Here is a 19773-nt window from a genome sequence, read left to right as displayed (position 1 = left end):
ATAAAAATACACAGAAAAATGATTTTTGGTAAAACCTAAATGAAAACAACAAAAAAATATTTATTGACTCAAAGTTCCTTAAGAGCAATAATCGTTGTTCTGTTAGCTCTAGGTGTTTTTTTTCGCTTCGTAAATCTTGACCAAAAAGCCTACTGGTATGACGAAACTTTCACCTCATTACAACTTTCTGGTTACACTGCAGAAGAAGTGACTGAGCAAATTATCGATGGTCGAGAGATTGGACTCGAAGACCTAAATAAATACCAATATCCAGCTCCAGATTCTGAAAAAACTGTAATCGATACCATTGAAGGAGTAGCAAAAATAGAACCTCAGTTAACACCACTGTACTTTGTGATGGTGCGATATTGGGTGCAATGGTTTGGCAACTCAGTGGCAATAACACGTAGCTTCTCTGCGGTAGTTAGTTTGCTGGTTTTCCCTTGTATCTACTGGCTGTGCCTCGAACTATTTCGTTCGCCGCTGACAGGTTTGATAGCAATGGCATTGATGGCTGTATCCCCCTTCCATGTACTCTATGCTCAAGAAGCCCGACCCTACAGTTTATGGACGGTAACCATTTTACTCTCTAGCGCTTCACTCTTACGAGCCATGCGGTTGCAAAGCATTGGTAGTTGGATTATATATGCAGGAACTGTAGTCTTGGGGTTGTACTCATTTTTGTTTTCTGCATTAGTTTCTATCGGACATGGAATCTATATACTGATCACTGAACGCTTTAGACTCAGTAAAAAATTAATTGCTTATCTAACTACATCTCTGGCTGGGTTTCTATTTTTTGTTCCTTGGATTTATATAGTTAGCCTTAAGGCATCTAAACTTGCAAACAAGTCACAAGAGCCAATTTCATTATTTGGTTATATTTTTAAGTGGGTTCGCAGCATCAGTTTGTTTTTTGCTGATTTTAGTTTAAATGAAAGTAGTCCATTAGTATACTTAATTCCTTTTTCATTCGTTCTTTTGATGGTGTTAGCTTTAGTAAGCTATTCAATTTATTTTCTGTTTCGCAATAGCCCAGAAAGGGTTTGGCTATTTGTATTGACTTTGATCGCTACACCAGCACTTGCCCTAATCCTACCCGATCTAATTTTTGGTGGGCAGCGGTCATTAGTTACTCGCTATCTAATCCCTACTTTTTTAGGTATCCAATTAGCAGTTGCTTACCTCTTCGCTACTAAACTTACCCCAACTGCTTCTAAGTTATGTTCACAAAAGCTATGGAAGGGAGGGATAGTGGTATTGATATCAATTGGTGTTCTCTCCAGCGTAAACATTTCTCAATCAGAAGTCTGGTGGAATAAAGCTGATGACAATATCCATCACACGCTAGCTTCCATCATTAACCAAGCTAAGAAACCGGTTGTGATTAGTGACGATTGGTTTCCAAACGTTTTATCTTTTAGCCATCAGTTAGAACCAAAAGTGCGATTTCAGTTAGTGATTGAACCCAACATACCGGAAATAGGTGACGATTTCAGTGATGTATTTTTATATAAACCTTCCCAAAATATGAAAACTGAACTCTCCAAAAAATATACCTTAAAAAATATTAATAAAACGAATCAGGTCTGGCGTATTGATAAAAAACAATAAAAACAGTTAAAAATATCTAATTTTCCAAAAATGGGGCAATTTTATATTTAATTTAGATGCCAATCTTTTGACCATTAGCTCTGATGAAGCAGAGATTGAACTTTGCCCTGGCATGGCTAAGAGTCCTCTCAAAATTCTTGACTAAACTTTTACAACGTTTCATCCAAGCATTTGACCGCTCAATCACCCATCGCGTTGCCACCACGACAAATCCCGTCTTTCCTTGTGCTGCTTTTTCGGCTTTTGTCGGTTTGGGTGCCAGGGCGTTCTGTACAGATTTGGGATGCCGAACGGCGTGAGGTGATGACAACATTGAATTTTGAGGCATCCTCGGTATTGGGTATTGATTGGCGTTCTGATGGGGAGTATTTAGCGGTTTGTGGTCATCGGGGGGTGAAAGTTTGGACGGCGCAAAGCTGCCAGGATGAACCCTACTGTTTGGATATCCGCGCTGCTAGTTTGGCGATCGCTTGGTCGAGGGATGGTCAGTACTTGGCATCTGGTAATCTCGATCGCACTATTAATCTTCAATCGGGGAATGTCCATGAGCGATCGCTCTTGTACAACACCAATTGCTCGGTAGCGCCGAGGGCCATCCCATGCGTACTGCTTCTGGGCAAATACTATGAATGGTTAGTTGGCAGTCGATAAGCTGGAAGCCTTCCTTTTCTACCTGCTTCATGGCTTGTTTCAAGATAGAATCATTCTTAAACTCAAGGGTCTGGTTGCACTGGATACAGACCAGATGGTGGTGATGATTAGGAAAAGGCTGATTGAGTTCGTAATGTTTGTGTCCTTCGGCTAATTCGAGTTCTCGCAGAATGCCCATTCGCGCCATTAACTTTACGCTACGATAGATTGTCGATAGGCTAATAGCTTCCCGGCGCTGCTCTAGCAGGTCGTGAAGTTCTTCAGCACTTAGGTGGTTTCCTCTAGGAAGATTTTGAAAAACATGCAGAATCGTTTCCCGCTGAGGCGTCAACCGCCAACCTCGGGAATTGAGTTCGGCTTTGAGTGAAGAGGCTGTATAAGGAGGCATGATATTTCTCTCAAGAAAATGCCATTATTGACAATAATAGTAATTTATCCCTCTTATTTGCAAGAAAATCAATTAATTGATAATAAATCTCAGGACTGAGGGCTGCTGCCTAGGTGCCAAAAACAACTTCTCTGTCCCCCCACATCCCTGCCTAACAAGAAACCCCAGGGTGAGGAAATGCCTGAGAAGTTAGTGTCTCAATTGCGCCACAATGGTAATAAAGAGATTTTATTGAGTTCCTCTACTAAGCTGACTTGGTACACTAGAACTTTCCTGCCGACTGCTCTGTTGTCACCATCCCAACAGCTAAGATTTTAATATGTCCAAATACGACTCCTATTTAAGATGCTCATTTTGCGGTAAGTCCTCCGAACAAGTCCGCAAGTTAATTGCCGGTCCTAGCGTTTACATTTGTGATGAATGTGTGGAACTGTGTAATCAAATCTTGGAGGAAGAATTATTTTACTCATCCACTGAAGTACTTGATCCTCCTCTGACAGCCGAACCCCCCCTACAGGAAACCCCATCCTTGTCTAACCGTAGAAGTTTGCATCAACTACCAAAACCTGTTGAAATCAAGCAAACGCTAGACAAGTATGTCATTGGTCAACACCAAGCTAAAAAAGTTCTCTCCGTAGCTGTTTACAATCATTACAAGCGTTTAAATCTCGCTCAAAATGAACCCGAGGGCGCTAACGTACTAGATGATGAGATAAAACTGCAAAAGTCCAATATCCTTCTGATTGGTCCGACGGGTTGCGGTAAAACTCTTTTAGCTCAAACCTTAGCAAGTCAGTTAGATGTTCCCTTTGCTGTTGCTGATGCTACCACCCTAACTGAAGCGGGTTATGTGGGGGATGATGTAGAAAATATATTGCTACGACTGCTGCAAGTTTCTGATTTCGATGTGGAAACGGCACAGCAAGGTATTGTTTATATTGATGAAATTGATAAAATTGCTCGTCGGAGTGAAAGTCCCTCAATTACCAGAGATGTTTCCGGTGAGGGAGTTCAGCAAGCCTTGCTGAAAATTTTGGAAGGAACGGTGGTAAATGTGCCACCGCAAGGGGGACGCAAGCATCCTTATCAAGAATGCATTCAACTCGATACTAGCAATATTCTCTTCATCTGCGGCGGTGCCTTTGTCGGTTTGGAAAAAGTGGTAGAGCAACGCTTGGGGAAAAAGTCAATTGGTTTTATTCAACCGAGCGAAAAGCGATCGCCGCAACTGGCTACCTCCGAACTCTTCAAACACATGCAAGCCGAGGATTTGGTAAAATTTGGTATTATTCCAGAGCTAATTGGTCGATTACCCGTTTTGACAGCGGTAGATGCGTTAGATGAAGAAGCGATGATGGCAATTCTGACACAACCTCGTAATGCATTGGTGAAACAGTACCAAAAACTGCTGAAGATGGATAACGTCCGCTTGGAGTTTCACCCAGAAGCCCTTAGAGCGATCGCTCAAGAAGCCTCTCGTCGTAAAACTGGCGCTAGAGCACTGCGCGGTATTTTAGAAGAGTTGATGTTAGAGGTGATGTACGAGTTGCCCTCCCGAAAAGATATCACCCGTTGTGCCATTACACGAGAGATGGTTGAGCAGCGCTCTACGAGTGAACTGCTAGTACATCCCTCTTGGCTGCTTAATCCGGAGTCGGCATGAGGGCGAAAGGGCAAAAGCTGGTTCTAATATAAATAATTAATAAGGAATAGCTGCTAGCTTAGATTCTGTGGGAATACTAACAGTAAAACCAACTCGTCCACATTGATTTGGAGAGGGTTATGCGTTTTAAAAATCTTCTAGGACTAGTTTTTATTCTAGCCTTGGTGTTTATCACAATTGGCGATCGCGTTCTTCCCGCCCCGTTAAACCAAGCAAGTCGGGACACGCGCACCAGCCTCAATCAATTCTTAATCGGCTTATTTCCCGATTGGGAACCCAAAAACCCCAATAGACGCACTGAAGAGGAAGTCGAACAACTAGAACAGGGTCAAAGCCAATAATTCACTTCAAAAAAATAGGGGGTGCATCCCAAATTTGGCTAAAAAATGGAGATACACCCGACTGAATTCAATATCACCGATTATCCCTAACGCCCTGGAAGCGTATATTTAAAGTCCCGTGAACCTTGATAGTTAGTGAGGTCAGCGAGTTCATTCAATGTTTGAACACCCAGATACAACTTACCGTTGATTTCCCAAGAGGGATAGGATTGAATTCCAGCCCCTTGACAGGCTTGAGGCTGAGGATTTTTGCCAGCCGGATCGCACTCAACGTAATCAACCTCAGTAAATGCTTCCTTCCCAAATAGCTGCTTCTGTTCAAAGCAGTGGGGACACCAGAACGCGCCGTATTCCTTAGCACCAACCTCGGTAAGGTGACGGGCTAGAGCAATTTCAGCTTCACTAGAGGTTGTCGTAATTTCCCAGCCGTTGGGAGGTTTTGGAGTACCCGAAGCTAGGGGAATCACGCCGTCAGTAACCTGGGAGGTTGCGACTGGAGCGCCGGTAGCATAGACACCCAGTGTACCAATCAGCGCTACCATTCCCACCACAATACCCGTGAAAAAGAGCTGCCCAATATCCTCCCAAGCCCGACCGATTATTGTCAGAACAAATAAGGCAACAGAGCATACCGCCGAAGCCAGACAGTAGATACAAAATGCCCCAATTTTGAAAGACATCAAATAGACCAGATAGCCGCTGAATACAACCATGGCGGTTGCACCGGCAAATATCAGCAGCCAACTCCAGTCTTCTACCTTAGCTCGCAGTTCTTTGTTATTGGAAGATTTCAGCAGTTGGGGGGCAAAAGCAAATAGGGCGATTCCAACATACGCCAAGAAGCCAAACAAGCTCAAAGGCACACCAAAGAGTTTGGCATAGCTGCTAGTCAAGACAGCTTGGCAGTTTATAACGCCACTGGTAGGGCATAGGGCGGCTTCTTTAAACACTCCAAGCTCAACCAAAGTAAGATAGGCAGTGTCTAAGGCACCTAAAAGAGCGATCGCACCAATCAGAGGACGCGACCAGCGATGAATCCAAGGGGCAGAACGTCGGCGAGTCATAGATAAATAGTTAGTTATCAGTTGTTGGTTGTTAGCGGTCAATTGGTAGGGGCGACCTGCACACACAATATGACTCTCAAAGCAGAGCGGGCGAGGTAAGTGACCCGTACTTGTCAATGTTCGTGACAAATCGCTCCATCTACTTACGAATGTAACTTGACAGAGGACAGGGGCTTGAGTTCGGCTCTGGCAGAAACACTGCGTCGTGCCGCTTCCACAAATTGACTGACGCGGATAGGATCGATAGGTTGCTCAATCCTCCCTCGTCGCTTCAGGGAACTCGATACAATTGCGCCGTCTGCTGCCTGCATTAGGGTGGAAATGTTTTCCCAATTCGCTCCGCTGCCAATAAACACAGGAGTGCCGTTGGCAGCAGCCGATGCCAATTCCAAGTCTTCTAGGGAAGGGGGGCGACCGGTCGCCCAACCGGAAAGAATAACGCCATCTGCCAAACCTCGTTCGATGGTTTCTTGCACGGCTGTTGTCAGATTCGGAGAACCCAAAGGTCGTGCGTGCTTGACCAATACATCGGCAAAGATTTTGACATCGCTGCCAAGTTCCCGACGGTAACGGAGTAGCTGATGCGCCTGTCCCTCAATTAACCCCTGATCGGTTGCCATGACTCCGGTAAGAACATTAACCCGGATAAATTGGGCATGAACACAGGTGGCAATTGCCAAAGCACTCTGGGCATCATTACGCAAAACGTTGATCCCCACTGGCAGGGTTATTAGATTCATCAGCCGCTGAACAATCAGCGTCATTGCACTGACGACGACAGGATCGACTTGATGTTTTGTAAACGGGGCGTCAAAAAAATTCTCAACGATAATGCCATCGACTCCCCCTGATGCGAGTGCCGTTGCTTCTTGCTCTGCCCTATCGATTACAGCTTTGAGACTCCCTCCCCAGCGGGGAGCGGTTGGCAGCGGCAGCAGATGCACAACGCCAATAATGGGATTCGGTGTCTTGAAAATCTGATGTAAGTTCACGTATCTACCTGAAAACACCGGCTACTTTTGCTCTACCATAAATGGTTTCCCATGAGGGATTCAGGGTAGTGATTGCATAGATAATCGTAGCGTGTTGCATATATTAATAAAATTTTATATAAAATAGAAGGCGAAGCTTGCGAAATGATCAAAAACATCTCGTTGCTGCCTGGGAAGGCTGAGGGACTTCTCAAACAGTCAATTTAGAGGTTCCTCGCAGGTGGAAAAGCTCCCGCGAAAGCACTGCCGAGCGGGGTGACAGTCGCTGATGTAAAATAAGCCTTAATCGGGCAGCTCCCCCAACCAATCTGCGTCATTATATAACCGCATGGGCAAAAAGCCAACCATTGCAATTTCTCATCTGGGTTGCGAAAAAAATCGCATCGATACCGAACATATGTTAGGCTTGCTAGTAGAAGCAGGCTATCAAGTCGATAGTAATGAAGACTTAGCTGATTATGTTATCGTAAACACTTGTAGTTTTATTGAAGCAGCTCGGACAGAATCTGTCCGCACGCTGGTAGAATTGGCAGAAGCCAATAAAAGGATAGTCATCGCAGGCTGTATGGCTCAACACTTCCAGCAAGACCTGTTGGCAGAGTTGCCAGAAGCCGTAGCGTTGGTAGGAACTGGCGATTATCACAAAATCGTTGAGGTAATAAAACGGGCAGAAGCGGGGGAGCGAGTTCAGGAAGTTTCCGCCCAGCCTACCTACATTGCAGATGAAACAACGCCGCGCTATCGCACGACTTCAGAAGGAGTAGCTTACCTGCGAGTCGCGGAAGGATGTGATTACCGCTGTGCGTTCTGCATTATTCCCCATCTGAGGGGCAACCAGCGATCGCGCACCATTGAATCCATAGTCACAGAAGCCAAACAACTGGCATCTGAGGGCGTCCAAGAGATTATCTTAATCTCGCAAATCACCACCAATTACGGTGTAGACCTCTACGGCGAACCAAAACTCGCAGAGCTTTTACGGGCATTAGGTAAAGTAGACATTCCCTGGATTCGGATGCACTACGCCTATCCTACGGGGTTAACACCGCAAGTCATTGCCGCCATTCAGGAAACCCCTAATGTCCTACCTTATCTGGATTTACCCCTACAGCATTCCCATCCAGAAATCCTCCGTGCCATGAACCGACCTTGGCAGGGACGAGTGAACGACGCGATTATCGAGCGGCTGAAAGCTGCCCTGCCGGATGCCGTTTTTAGAACCACCTTCATCGTTGGGTTTCCCGGTGAAACAGCGCAGCATTTTGAACATTTGCTGCAATTTATTCGGAATCACGAGTTTGACCACGTCGGTGCATTCACCTTCTCTCCAGAAGAGGGAACACCTGCTTATCAATTGCCAAACCAACTGCCCCAAGAGATCATGGACGATCGTCGGGATGCTTTGATGGCAGTTCAGCAGCCCATCTCGGCAAAAAGAAATCAGGGTGAAGTGGGCAAAGTGGTTGATGTACTGATTGAGCAAGAAAACCCCTCAACCGGTGAATTGATCGGTCGCTCGGCTCGATTTGCTCCCGATGTCGATGGATTGATCTATATCCAGGGCGAAGCCACCCTAGGAACAATCGTGCCAGTGGAAATTACTGGTGCCGACATCTACGACCATTACGGTTCTGTAGTCCCTAGTCCCTTATCAGTTGTCTGTTAAGCCTAGTCCCTGATTGGCTTGTCTGGAGTTTGTGATAAACAGACCCCTGACAACTGCCCCCGTGACAACTGAACCTTTCAAAACTGAACACCAATAGCGAAACAATAGCTTATGACCCTTTCTTTCCAAAGCCTCGGCTTATCTGAAGAGCGTGTCCATCAACTCGAACAACTCGGTTTTACAACTCCTACTACCATTCAAGCTCAAGCCATTCCCGAACTGCTAGCTGGACGAGATGTTGTTGGTCAATCTCAAACCGGTACTGGCAAAACCGCAGCCTTCTCCCTACCAATGTTGGAGCGGATTGAGACCGACAGCCACGGTGTGCAAGCCTTGATTCTGACTCCGACTCGGGAGTTGGCACAGCAAGTTGCCGATGCAATTCGCGACTTCAGAGGCAACCGCCGATTGGGAATTTTGACCGTCTATGGCGGTCAGTCCATTGAGCGGCAAATTCGCAGTTTACAACGGGGCGTCCATATTGTGGTCGGTACGCCTGGACGAGTCATCGACTTGCTCGACCGAGGTAACTTGAAACTTGATCAGCTTAAGTGGGTTGTCCTCGATGAAGCCGATGAAATGTTGAGCATGGGCTTTATTGATGATGTCAAAAAAATCCTCAAACAAGCACCAGTCGAACGTCAGACGGCGTTTTTCTCGGCAACTATGCCGCGTGTCATTCGGGATTTGATCAACCAATTTCTGAAATCCCCCATTACCCTTAGCGTCGAACAATCCAAAGCCACTCCATCGCGAATCGAGCAGCGAATTTATATGGTGCCTCGGGGCAGCTCTAAGTCCAAAGCTCTGCTGCCCATTTTGTCAATTGAAGACCCAGAAGCTGCGTTAATATTCGTGCGGACACGCCGGTCAGCAGCAGAACTGACTAGCCAACTGCAAGGGGCAGGTCACAGTGTAGACGAGTACCATGGCGACTTGAGCCAAAGCCAGCGGGAGCGATTGCTGTCCCGATTCCGGCAAAGTCAGGTGCGCTGGGTTGTGGCAACGGATATTGCCGCACGGGGCTTGGATGTCGATCACCTCTCCCATGTTATTAATTACGACCTGCCAGATCAGGCAGAAAGCTATATTCACCGTATCGGTCGTACCGGTCGCGCTGGCAAGACGGGAATAGCAATCTCTCTGATTCAACCCTTTGAGCGGCGCAAGCTGCACCTAATCGAGCGCAAAGTTCGGCAAACGTTGCGAATCTTCCCAATTCCAACCCGAGCGCAAATTGAAGCGCGGCGTGTAGAAAAACTGCAAGAGGAGTTGCGTGAAGCCCTAGCAGGCGAACGCATGGCATCCTTCCTGCCCATCGTACACGAGTTGAGTGAGGAGTACGATCCCCATGCGATCGCAGCCGCTGCGTTGCAAATGGTCTACGACCAAACACAACCGCCTCTAAATGCCGTGGAGTTCGAGCATTCCGTCGAACGTCCCAAACCTGTCAAGCGCCGCAGCAACAAGTCTCAAGAGTCTGTGACTTCTAACCGCTCGCGCTAATAATGGTAGTGGGTAATTCGGTAATGACCAACCTCTTACCAATTACCCCCATTGACAATTATCAACCCATGATCAATCACTAATGACTCTGTCTGCTGCCGATTCTCCTACTTTTGGAGATACTGCCCCCCGCCTTCTCAACTGGCCCGGTCTGATTGAGGCGTATCGCCCGTATTTACCCGTCACAGATTCAACCCCAGTTGTCACCCTCTTAGAGGGAAATACTCCCCTAATTCCCGTACCCACTCTGACCAAAGCTGTGGGTAAAGGGGTAAAGGTGCTGGTAAAGTATGATGGTCTCAACCCTACCGGCAGCTTCAAAGACCGGGGTATGACGATGGCAATCTCTAAGGCAAAGGAAGCAGGAGCAAAAGCTGTCATTTGCGCCAGTACGGGTAATACTTCTGCTTCTGCCGCTGCCTATGCCCGTCGCGGCGGAATGCGGGCGTTCGTGGTCATACCGGATGGCTATGTAGCATTAGGTAAGCTGGCGCAGGCATTGCTGTACGGGGCAGAGGTACTGGCGATTAAGGGGAATTTTGATGAGTGCTTGGCTATTGTTCAGGAACTGGCATCTAATTACCCCGTTACTTTGGTGAACTCGGTTAACCCCTATCGCTTAGAAGGTCAGAAGACAGCAGCCTTTGAGGTGGTGGATAATCTAGGGGATGCTCCCGATTGGCTTTGCATTCCGGTTGGTAATGCCGGAAATATCACTGCATACTGGATGGGCTTTTGTCAATACCATCAGCAAGGAAAGTGCGATCGCTTGCCCCGGATGATGGGATTTCAGGCAGAAGGGGCGTCTCCCCTCGTTACAGGGAAACGAGTCATTCATCCCGAAACCGTGGCGACAGCCATCCGGATTGGCAACCCAGCGAGTTGGGAAAAAGCCGTCGCGGTGCAAGAATCGAGTCAGGGGCAATTTCACAGCGTCACCGATGCTGAAATTCTCGAAGCCTATCGACTCTTGGCATCTCAAGAAGGAATTTTCTGTGAACCAGCGAGTGCAGCCTCGGTTGCGGGTTTGTTGAAAGTCAAAGACCAAGTGCCTGCTGGGGCAACAGTCGTATGCGTACTGACGGGTAATGGTTTAAAAGACCCGGATACGGCTATCAAACATAGTAATAATCAATTTAAACCAGGAATTGAACCAACGACAGCAGCCGTTGCTGAGGTAATGGGATTTAATTAACTAGCGGAGGAGCAAGGGAGCGGAGGAGCGGAGGAGCGGAGGAGATGAGTAAAATAAAATCTCAAACATCTCCGTCTCTCCGCGTCCCCGCGTCTCCTTGTCCCCTTGTCTCTTCATTCTGAGGGCGATTACCGCGTTCCTTTGCCAATTGATCAATTGTGTCTCCAATGACAGCGGTTAAGCTTTTACGAGTCTGAGCGTGATTGGTTTGTTCGGTTTTTAAGGCATCGAGCAGGCGATCGCGTTCCATCATGACTTCAGTTAGTTTCGCTCTGAGTTCCTCAACGGTTTGCACCTTTGCCACTTCTTGCTCAACTGCTGAAGCGGCTTCAGGATTGTCGGATTTGAGTTGAACACGTTCCTGCTGGAGTTGGTAGATTTCGGCTTTGAGAGCGTCAAGCTGTTGTTGAGTTAGCCGATTTTCTGCACGGCGTTGCTGGGCTTCGGTATTGTAAAGCTGACGCCAGTTCGCGGCACTTTCGTTGGCAGCATTGCGATCGCTAATGCTATCTGCCAGTTGCTGCTTGAGCTCCTTAATTTGGGTTAACCACTCTCTGACATCATTGTTCATAGACAGGTGTTCCTCACGTCGTTTTCCATGAAAGAATGCTTTGTGTAGCTTGCATTACTGACACTGGCTTCCGGTTAACTGTCGGTAAGTTTGGCACAGTATTAGAGATAGAAGCCGCAACTCAAATCTATGCTAGTCCCCCGCGTTCTTCGTTTTTTCCATTTCTTTCGCTACCTTAACCTGGTCAACTTGAGAAAGACGTTCAGCCGTGCCATGAAACGTCGGTTGATGGCGCTATCATCTCAGATGGCATACAACGCCACATTAGCACTGTTTCCAGCTATTTTAGTGATTCTTACGGTGGTTGAATTGTTCAAACAGTTTATCCCCTGGACGAATCCAGCCGATCAGCTTGGGAACGTGGCACCGGAGCAGGTACTGCAACTAATGCACAATTTTGCCGAGGGGGTTAACTTAGCAGATAATCGCGGATTATTTTCTCTAAGTTTTGTCGTGGCAATTTGGGTTGCTTCCGGGGTACTCGGCGCTGCCATGAACGCTCTTGATCAAATCCATCATGTTCCCATTGAGGAAACCCGACCCTTTTGGAAAGCTAAATTAATTGCTTTGGGTCTGACTATTGGCAGTATTTTTCCACTGTTTATAGCTTCATTTCTGCTATTTATCAGTAACTTAGTAGTGAAAATGGTAGGCGACCACAGTATTGTATTGGTTTTGCTATCCTTTTTGCGGCTTTTGAGTTGGTTGATTGCTTTAAGTTTGATTGCGGTCGTCTTTGCAGTTATTTATCGGTTTGGTCCGAGCCGCTGGCATCCAGGAACCCCGATAATACCGGGAGCAGTTTTGGCGGCAATTTCTTGGGCGATCGTATCGGGATTATTTCGCCACTACGTCGCCGTAAACTTTAGCAATTACAACAAAATCTACGGAGCTTTGGGAGCTGTTGTTGTCTTACAACTTTGGTGCTACATGACTTCATTAGTATTTTTGTTGGGCGATCAGCTCAATTCTACTGTGGGAGAGGATATGCAACGGGCAAAAGCTAGGTTAATGGCAGCACAAGAACTCACAGTCGTTCCGGAAGTAACAGAAACCGAATTGAGTTAAAAGAAAAATACAGACGACAGGTTACTTTCAATAGGACTCTCCTCCAACTCGGTCTATTCTATCCAAGGAAGAACCGCTATAAACACTTAGGCTGAACGGCTTCAAACAACGAAGATGACTTCAGGATCAGAGTTAAAAATATAGTCATAATCAAACGCTAAAGAATTGAGGTTTCGGATGATTGAAAATCCCAAATTTGTAACGGCTTCTTTACTAAAAGTAGACTGAACTAAGGCGACCAATTTTTCTTCAGATATATGGGGGCGTTGAATAAAGTAATCCCGTCTAGCAAAAAAAACATTCTCATGTTTTGGGACAATAATTCCGTTGACTCGATGAGCTTGTTGAATGGGTTTTATGTAAGTGTCGATAAAAATTTCTTGATTTTTTTGTAACTGATAAAATCGTTCATGTTGCAACCAACTCATCTCAAACATCATTTTAATCACTTCAAAACCCAGAATATAGCTGCAAAAATTAATCCGCAATCCTGAATTATGAAGCAATCGGAGGATGAATTCCAAATAGGAATCAGGCTCTGTATGCGAATTTTGGAATGAATGAAAGTAAAAGTGTTTTATATAAACCTTTAGGGAGATTCGAGTGAGTCGTTTATAAATACGAAAATTTTTGAGGTAATAACTCGCAATTCGTTGAACAGTGCGCTCTCTGAGTAAGATTTCGACTAAATGATCTGCCACATAATCATCTAAAGATTTAGCAAATCCTTCTTGTTTTTCTGTAGGAGCAGCACAGGTTAAATAACAGAGTGATAAAATATGCATCCGCCGCTCTAGAGGAATTTTATCTGCTATTTTCCTGACTGTTAAAGTAATTTTTTCTAAGGCACTAATTGCTTTAATTTCTTCTAGATTTGACCGAAATTCGCGTTCGACACCTTGCATAATTTTCCACCGAAACCGTTGATCAAGAACACTTTACCCCAACTCTAATCTTATCCAAAGTTTGATGATTACTTGAATCTACACAGAAGTTACCCCAAATTTGACTCAAGTTAGGATGGATAGCTGATGGAGTATAGATAGCATAAAATCCTGTCAAGCTGCCAGTTCCTATCTTAAGCTAGTTTTATCTCTAAAGTCCTGAGTCTCTCTCGAGTGGCGAGAATGTATAATCTCTGTTCGTAAAACTGTTCCTGTCGCTCGTTCCCACCAATCCTTGAAAAAAGAGATTGACAATATCTGATAAAAATTTTATTCTTGAGCTGTAACTTTACCCTGCGGAACCAGCTATCCTGCGCCTATTTGTCAATTCTTTTATTTTGATTCAAATGCAGGACAGTGAGGTGGAAGACTTTCCTGTCTTAAGTCTATCACCTACTAAGTGAGTGCTTTTTTTTATTATACGATAATGAGTCTATATAGCAATCCCAAGTCATTTGTGAGAAACCAACGACTTGTGAATACTCGATAGAACTAAAGGCATTCTCATAAATTATATAAGACTCTTATCGGCTGCCAAGTCTCAGTTATGTAAAGAAACTGCAAAGATTTTAAGTTCCCCTCGAACAAGTCAGGAGCATCGGTATGCAGGAATTTGACCCATTCTGGGCAAGATCACTGTTGCTGTTAAATCTGATACATTTCTTTTTTTGATTTCTCCTGGCTCCCAACCTTTGTGATTTACTGAAATTTTACCGTTGCTGAGAAAAAAAGAATCGCCCCCTTGCCTATCTGTATATCTTGTGCATTCATCAGACCCAGACGACCCTTTTTACTCTATCAGTGGCGTACCTCTATAATTTGGAGAGCAAGTAACGATTCCTCTATCACCCAACGTCCGCTTCCCTATGGCTCAACTCCCCGAATCCACTGCCGAACTCGCTGCTGTTCTCGAAGAACCCGTTGATCTGAATTTCCAGTTACCCGATCCAGAGGATGAGGAGATTCTGGAGTATGACTTTCAGCAGTTAGTCGATAACGCTTGGCAAGTCTGCGATCGCTTCGACTTGCAAACTGAAATTTGGCGGGGGCGGATTCTGCGGATTGTGCGTGATCGAGAGAAGAAAGGAGGTGACGGGCGGGGAACAGGTTTTTTAAACTGGCTCAAAAGTCGAGAAATTAGCAAGAGTCAAGGGTATTCCCTGATTGAACTGGCAAACAGTGCCGATACCCTGTTGGCAGAGGGAAAACTCAGTTCTGATGCTATCCGAAATTTCAGTAAGCGGGCATTTGTGGAAACGGCAAAGTCGGCACCAGAAGTGCAGCAGTTGGTAACGGATGCGGCACAAAAAGGCGATCGCATCACCCGGCGCGAAGTTAAGCAGCTTGCGGATGAATGGACAGCGATGTCGTCGGAGTTGCTACCCGATGAAGTGAAGGAAAAAGCCGCATCGGGGACAATGCCTGCCCGTTATTTGGCACCTTTAGTCAAAGAAATGGAGAAGTTGCCAGAACTCCACCTGAAACCCTTACAACAGGAAGTAGCTACAAGTCCCGATGTCGATACCGTTAAGCAGGTTACTTCAGATGCCCGTTACTTAGCTAAGTATCTCGATGCAGCGGCACAAGTTCAGGCACTTCAGCAATCTGCCCTAGATATGGAAATGGCGCTAGAAGAAGCCTTGCGCTTGGACTGTTTGAATACGGCTGCGGATTTGGTGAAACAAGCATCCACGCTGGAACAAACCGTTGGTAGACTCTACACCACTTGGAAGCGTCTGGGCAGTCTGTCAGACCGATTATATGTAGATACGGGTGCGAGTACTCCCCATTTGCGATCGCTCCTTAACTGTTTGGATCGTCTGACTAGTGAGGTGATTGAAGTGCCATTGGATGATACTGGGGAGCAAATTATTCGATTGAAAGTGATGGTGGAGTCTAACGGTTAACTATTAAGCTCACTTGAGTGCAACTTGTATCAATTGAAATGTGACATATCGTCCGTAGACTGATAGTCCGTAGACAGTCACAATCGGCGCATGGCTGAATCGAGAAGTTGTGAAAGCTGTATCAAAACTGGAAGAAGAGGCACGCCTTTTGGTATTAGGTTCTGGTATCAAGGAGGGGAGGAATGGTCTTCCCAACATGAGCGGGGTAGTGAAGCCGAAGAAGGCTGTGTCGGATGTGGTTGGTATAATTTTGAGGCTTGGCGGAATGTCCTCAATCAAAAGATAGCTGAGTCTGGGAATGATGGCTAGGAGCAAGTTGACTCTGCATACCCAGTGCAATTTTACTTAAGTAGGGTATTAGTACATAACCAATACATTCAGCTAAACGAGGTGGAACGGCATTCCCTATTTGCCACATCGCTTTTTTCATCGAACCTTCAAAGATAAACGAATCGGGAAATGTTTGCAATCGAGCCATTTCTCGCGCTGAAATGACCCGGTTAAGGTAAGGATGAATATGAGTTCCCCCATGATTTTCTTTAATAGTCATGCTGGGTTTTCCCTGATATTGACGCTTAAAGGCATCAGCATAGGTTTTATATAAGGAACCACCAGGAGGAACTTTAGCGATTCGTTCCATATAAGCCGATGAATGCTTTGTCCATTCGTGGTTAATTTCTGGGATAGGGGTGTATTCGGGTAAATCGGAAATGGCAGATTCTATCGGCTTGTATTGCTGAGGTAAGAATTGAGCTTTGGGGTAGGGATTTGGCATTCCCAATCGATTGGCAATAAAAATAGCTCTCGGACGAATTTGAGGAACGTCATAAGCCGCCGATTCTAGAATAGCGACAGAAATCGAAGAATAACCAATGGCATCAAAAGCGTTGAAAATTGCTTCCTTAACCGCTCCTTTCCCCATTGTCAAAATTCCCGGTACATTTTCCATCACGACGTACCAGGGACGGAGTTCTGAAACTACACGCACAAATTCTTGAAATAAATGATTACGAGGATCATTAGGGTCGCGTTTTCCAGCAACTGAAAACCCCTGACAGGGTGGACCTCCGACAACCAAATGGACTTCTGGCGAATCAACTTGCTCAAGCCATTGTTTGGGATAAAAATATTGGATATCCCCACAAAAGTGATGGCATTGGAGAAAATTGCGCTGATGAGTTGCCGATGCAATGGCATTAATTTCAGCACTTGCTACTGGTATAAATCCTGCTTGTACTAATCCTTGGCTCATTCCCCCAGCACCGCAAAACAAATCGACAAAGGTGTACCTTGTTGCTGGTTCAGGTGGTGATTCAATGTCAATGAATGTCTTATAGGAGTCGCACGGGTTATCCTCTAGTGCCCGTTGAAGACGTTCGTAACGTCCTAACTTAGCTTTCTTCTGTTTTGTAATCGATTGCTGTTCGTCTTTATTCGTAAATAAAGATAGTTGTATCCCTTCCATCCACCTTTACACAATTGTGATCCCTATAGTTATAATACCAATTCGTAGAACAGCCGTCTGCCTGTTTATTGTAGATTTAATGCAGGCATCTTGCCTGCACTACTGTGCCAATGCCAACCCATCAGCACGAGGTTCAGACGCCGCTATCAAAACGTCCCCATCCCTTAAAATAATTTGACCCTTGCCAAACTCTCTCCCTTCTGCGATAACCTCAATATCATGACCCCGTTCCGTCAGCTCCAACATGACATGACGAGGTACAGTTTGCTCTAAAAGAACCTTCCTCCCCGCTACAAACTGCCATCTAGGAGCATCAAGAGCCGCTTGCGGATTCATCTTGTAATCTGCCAAATTTACCACAACTTGTAAGTGCCCTTGAGGCTGCATTGGTCCCCCCATTACTCCAAAAGGTCCTAAGGGTTGCCCGTCTTGGGTGAGAAAAGCGGGAATAATGGTATGAAAAGAACGTTTAGCGGGTGCAATTTGATTAGGATGCCCTGCTTGTAAGGAGAACCCTACACCTCGATTTTGCAGTGCAATACCTGTACCGGGAATGAGAATACCACTACCAAAGCCTTCAAAATTAGATTGAATAAAAGAAACCATCAGTTCCCCATCAGCCGCCGCTAAATAAACCGTTCCACCTTTGGGTAAACCAGCTTCAGCTAAGGGAATCGCTACTTCACTAATAAGTTTCTGGCGTTCTTGTGCGTAGGCTTTATCTAAGAGATGTTCAACTGCCACCTCCATAAAGTTTGGATCAGCAATGTAGCGGTGAACATCGGCAAATGCCAGCTTCATGGCTTCAATTTGCAGGTGATAGCTTTCTACCGACTCGCGGGGATATCGACTTAGATCAAACCCATCGAGAATATTCAACGCTATCAAAGCGGCAATTCCTTGAGTATTGGGGGGAATTTCCCAAACGGTTAAATTGCGATAAGTGGTGGAGATGGGTTCTATCCAGTCGGGTTGGTGTGCTGCCAAGTCAGCAGCCGTCAACACACCACCCGTATCAGCAGCAAAATTAGCGATCGCTTTAGCAATATCTCCTTTATAAAAACTTTCACCCCCACTTTGGGCAATACTCGTTAAAGTTTTAGCATGACTCTCACTCTGCCAAATTTCCCCTGCTTTGGGAGCGCGGTTGTTGGGAAAAAATACTTTTTTAAACGGCTGAAACTCTCGCCCCTGAAGCGGTAAATAAATCCCTTCGGCGTGTTTCCAAGCCATTGCCGTTACAGGTGAAACCGGGAAACCTTCCCGAGCATATCGAATCGCTGGTGCAAATAACTGCTCAAAAGGCAACTTGCCCCAACGCTCCCACAACACCCGCCACGCTGACACGCATCCTGGTACAGTCACAGGCAACCAACCTTTGGCAGGAACTTGATCCATCCCCACAAACTGATCCATCGTCAGGTTTTGGGGACTTCTACCAGAAGCGTTGAGACCATTCAGTTTACCATCCCAAACTAAAGCAAAAGCGTCAGAACCAATGCCGTTCGAGGTGGGTTCAACCACAGTTAGCGCAATTGCCATTGCCAATGCCGCATCTACAGCATTTCCCCCCGCCCAAAACATTTCCATTCCCGCCAAAGTTGCCAGGGGTTGGCTGGTTGCCACAGCACTCCGTTTGCCTACAATGACTCGTCGCGCTGAAGGGTAGGGGTAGTGAGTTAAATTGTTCTGATTCATAATGTTTATTAAAATACCTCCACCTCCCCACTCCCTACTCCCTTTCTCAAACTTAGATTGACTCAATTGTCCCTGCCAGTCTATCCTCTAGTTCCACGTAACGATTTTTTCTAAGTCCGATGGCACCCGAACAACTTATCGTCAATGGTATTGCTTTAGGCTGCATTATTGCTTTAGCAGCCGTAGGGTTAACCCTAACCTATGGTATTTTACGGCTTTCCAACTTTGCTCACGGCGACTTTATGACCTTGGGCGCTTATTTTACTTGGCTTGCCAATACCAAAGGAATCAATATTTGGATTTCTATAATTCTCGGTGTTCTAGGCACGATCGCTGCCATGCTATTGTCTGAATTTCTACTGTGGCGACCTATGCGCAATGCCCGTGCTTCTGCAACCACTCTCATTATTATCTCAATTGGACTGGCTCTGTTTATCCGCAATGGCATCATCTTTATCTGGGGTGGCGACAACCAATCCTACGACTTACCTGTCCTTCCAGCTATTGACATCCTAGGGGTCAAGGTCGCTTATTTCCGAATTATCGTTGTCATTATGGCAGTAGTCGCGATCGCACTGCTGCACATTCTGTTGCAAAACACCAAAATCGGGAAAGCCATGCGAGCCGTGGCAGACAATCTTGACTTAGCCCGCGTATCTGGCATTAACGTCGAGCGGGTTGTCATTTGGACATGGGTAATCAATGGCACCTTAACCGCCTTCGGGGGTGCCATGTACGGCTTAATCACTGCTGTCCGTCCTAATATGGGTTGGTTTTTGATTCTACCCATGTTTGCCTCTGTCATTCTCGGCGGCATTGGCAACCCCTACGGCGCAATTGTCGGAGCGCTGATTATTGGTGTTACCCAAGAACTAAGTGTCGCTATTCCTGGACTAGGTTCAGAATACAAAATCGGTGTCGCCCTCCTGCTTATGGTGCTAGTCCTCCTCATACGTCCCCAAGGGTTGTTTAGGAGTACGATTTGATTTGTTAGTCATTGGTCATTAGTCATTAGTCATTAGTCATTAGCTCCCCAGCTC

The 19773-nt window shown here is 45.9% G+C and carries 16 protein-coding genes and 3 pseudogenes; 11 read left to right on the top strand and 8 right to left on the bottom strand.

What is annotated here, in order from left to right; translation table 11 throughout:
• The first annotated feature begins 39 nt into the window (after positions 1–39).
• Positions 40–1614: a glycosyltransferase family 39 protein gene (locus tag IQ257_RS17785; protein ID WP_193875374.1), complete on the top strand. Its 1575-nt coding sequence runs from the start codon at positions 40–42 to the stop codon at positions 1612–1614.
• Between the two features lie 6 nt (positions 1615–1620).
• Here IQ257_RS17785 and IQ257_RS17780 read toward each other — a convergent pair.
• Positions 1621–1876: pseudogene (locus tag IQ257_RS17780) on the bottom strand (hypothetical protein); the annotation flags it as partial.
• A gap of 41 nt (positions 1877–1917) precedes the next feature.
• On the opposite strand from IQ257_RS17780, the pseudogene IQ257_RS31570 reads away from it, so the two are divergent.
• A pseudogene (locus IQ257_RS31570) lies at positions 1918–2112 on the top strand (hypothetical protein); the annotation flags it as partial.
• Between the two features lie 22 nt (positions 2113–2134).
• Here IQ257_RS31570 and IQ257_RS17770 read toward each other — a convergent pair.
• On the bottom strand, positions 2135–2653 hold the full coding sequence (locus tag IQ257_RS17770) for a transcriptional repressor (protein WP_193875370.1): 519 nt from the start codon (positions 2651–2653) through the stop codon (positions 2135–2137).
• 319 nt (positions 2654–2972) lie between these two features.
• Here IQ257_RS17770 and clpX point away from each other — a divergent pair, with 319 nt between their 5' ends.
• Both clpX and IQ257_RS17760 read left to right on the top strand, forming a co-directional pair.
• The gene (gene clpX / locus IQ257_RS17765; protein WP_193875368.1) at positions 2973–4316 is read left to right on the top strand and encodes an ATP-dependent protease ATP-binding subunit ClpX; all 1344 of its coding nucleotides are present in this window, start codon (positions 2973–2975) and stop codon (positions 4314–4316) included.
• Between the two features lie 119 nt (positions 4317–4435).
• Positions 4436–4657, top strand: a complete 222-nt coding sequence (locus tag IQ257_RS17760; RefSeq protein WP_193875366.1) for a hypothetical protein — start codon at positions 4436–4438, stop codon at positions 4655–4657.
• Positions 4658–4743: 86 nt separating this feature from the next.
• On the opposite strand, the gene IQ257_RS17755 is transcribed toward IQ257_RS17760, so the two are convergent.
• Positions 4744–5721 carry a vitamin K epoxide reductase family protein gene (locus IQ257_RS17755; RefSeq protein WP_193875364.1) on the bottom strand — a complete coding sequence of 326 codons (978 nt, stop codon included), beginning with the start codon at positions 5719–5721 and terminating at the stop codon, positions 4744–4746.
• A gap of 143 nt (positions 5722–5864) precedes the next feature.
• The gene (btpA, locus tag IQ257_RS17750; protein ID WP_193875362.1) at positions 5865–6713 is read right to left on the bottom strand and encodes a photosystem I biogenesis protein BtpA; all 849 of its coding nucleotides are present in this window, start codon (positions 6711–6713) and stop codon (positions 5865–5867) included.
• Positions 6714–7041: 328 nt separating this feature from the next.
• On the opposite strand from btpA, the gene rimO reads away from it, so the two are divergent.
• From rimO to thrC, 3 genes are all read left to right on the top strand, one after another.
• Complete coding sequence (rimO, locus tag IQ257_RS17745) at positions 7042–8379, top strand: 30S ribosomal protein S12 methylthiotransferase RimO (RefSeq protein WP_193875361.1); 1338 nt, start codon at positions 7042–7044, stop codon at positions 8377–8379.
• A 111-nt stretch (positions 8380–8490) separates the two neighbouring features.
• Entirely contained in the window at positions 8491–9885 is a 1395-nt protein-coding gene (locus tag IQ257_RS17740; RefSeq protein ID WP_193875358.1) for a DEAD/DEAH box helicase, read from the top strand.
• Between the two features lie 82 nt (positions 9886–9967).
• Positions 9968–11080, top strand: coding sequence for a threonine synthase (gene thrC, locus IQ257_RS17735; protein ID WP_193875356.1), 1113 nt, complete (start codon positions 9968–9970; stop codon positions 11078–11080).
• Positions 11081–11141: 61 nt separating this feature from the next.
• Here the strand turns inward: thrC and IQ257_RS17730 are convergent, their stop codons facing one another.
• Positions 11142–11651, bottom strand: a complete 510-nt coding sequence (locus IQ257_RS17730; RefSeq protein WP_193875354.1) for a hypothetical protein — start codon at positions 11649–11651, stop codon at positions 11142–11144.
• 129 nt (positions 11652–11780) lie between these two features.
• Here IQ257_RS17730 and IQ257_RS17725 point away from each other — a divergent pair, with 129 nt between their 5' ends.
• Positions 11781–12719, top strand: a complete 939-nt coding sequence (locus tag IQ257_RS17725) for a YihY/virulence factor BrkB family protein (protein ID WP_193875352.1) — start codon at positions 11781–11783, stop codon at positions 12717–12719.
• Between the two features lie 101 nt (positions 12720–12820).
• Here the strand turns inward: IQ257_RS17725 and IQ257_RS17720 are convergent, their stop codons facing one another.
• Positions 12821–13624: a cobyrinic acid a,c-diamide synthase gene (locus tag IQ257_RS17720; protein ID WP_193875349.1), complete on the bottom strand. Its 804-nt coding sequence runs from the start codon at positions 13622–13624 to the stop codon at positions 12821–12823.
• A gap of 905 nt (positions 13625–14529) precedes the next feature.
• Here IQ257_RS17720 and IQ257_RS17715 point away from each other — a divergent pair.
• Complete coding sequence (locus IQ257_RS17715; RefSeq protein WP_193875347.1) at positions 14530–15570, top strand: hypothetical protein; 1041 nt, start codon at positions 14530–14532, stop codon at positions 15568–15570.
• A gap of 81 nt (positions 15571–15651) precedes the next feature.
• Positions 15652–15879, top strand: a pseudogene (locus IQ257_RS31565) (restriction endonuclease); the annotation flags it as partial.
• Here the strand turns inward: IQ257_RS31565 and IQ257_RS17710 are convergent.
• Both IQ257_RS17710 and IQ257_RS17705 read right to left on the bottom strand, forming a co-directional pair.
• Complete coding sequence (locus IQ257_RS17710) at positions 15842–17035, bottom strand: DNA cytosine methyltransferase (RefSeq protein WP_193875345.1); 1194 nt, start codon at positions 17033–17035, stop codon at positions 15842–15844. The pseudogene IQ257_RS31565 and the gene IQ257_RS17710 overlap by 38 nt on opposite strands.
• Before the next feature lie 99 nt (positions 17036–17134).
• Positions 17135–18733, bottom strand: a complete 1599-nt coding sequence (locus IQ257_RS17705; protein WP_193875343.1) for a gamma-glutamyltransferase family protein — start codon at positions 18731–18733, stop codon at positions 17135–17137.
• A gap of 119 nt (positions 18734–18852) precedes the next feature.
• Here IQ257_RS17705 and IQ257_RS17700 point away from each other — a divergent pair, with 119 nt between their 5' ends.
• A complete protein-coding gene (locus IQ257_RS17700; RefSeq protein ID WP_193875341.1) occupies positions 18853–19719 on the top strand; it encodes a branched-chain amino acid ABC transporter permease in 867 nt (288 codons plus the stop codon).
• The last annotated feature ends 54 nt before the right edge of the window (positions 19720–19773 follow it).

It is taken from the genome of Coleofasciculus sp. LEGE 07092 (assembly GCF_015207375.1).
Lineage (GTDB): Bacteria > Cyanobacteriota > Cyanobacteriia > Cyanobacteriales > Coleofasciculaceae > LEGE-07092.
This window is presented reverse-complemented; position numbering and strand designations above follow the sequence as displayed.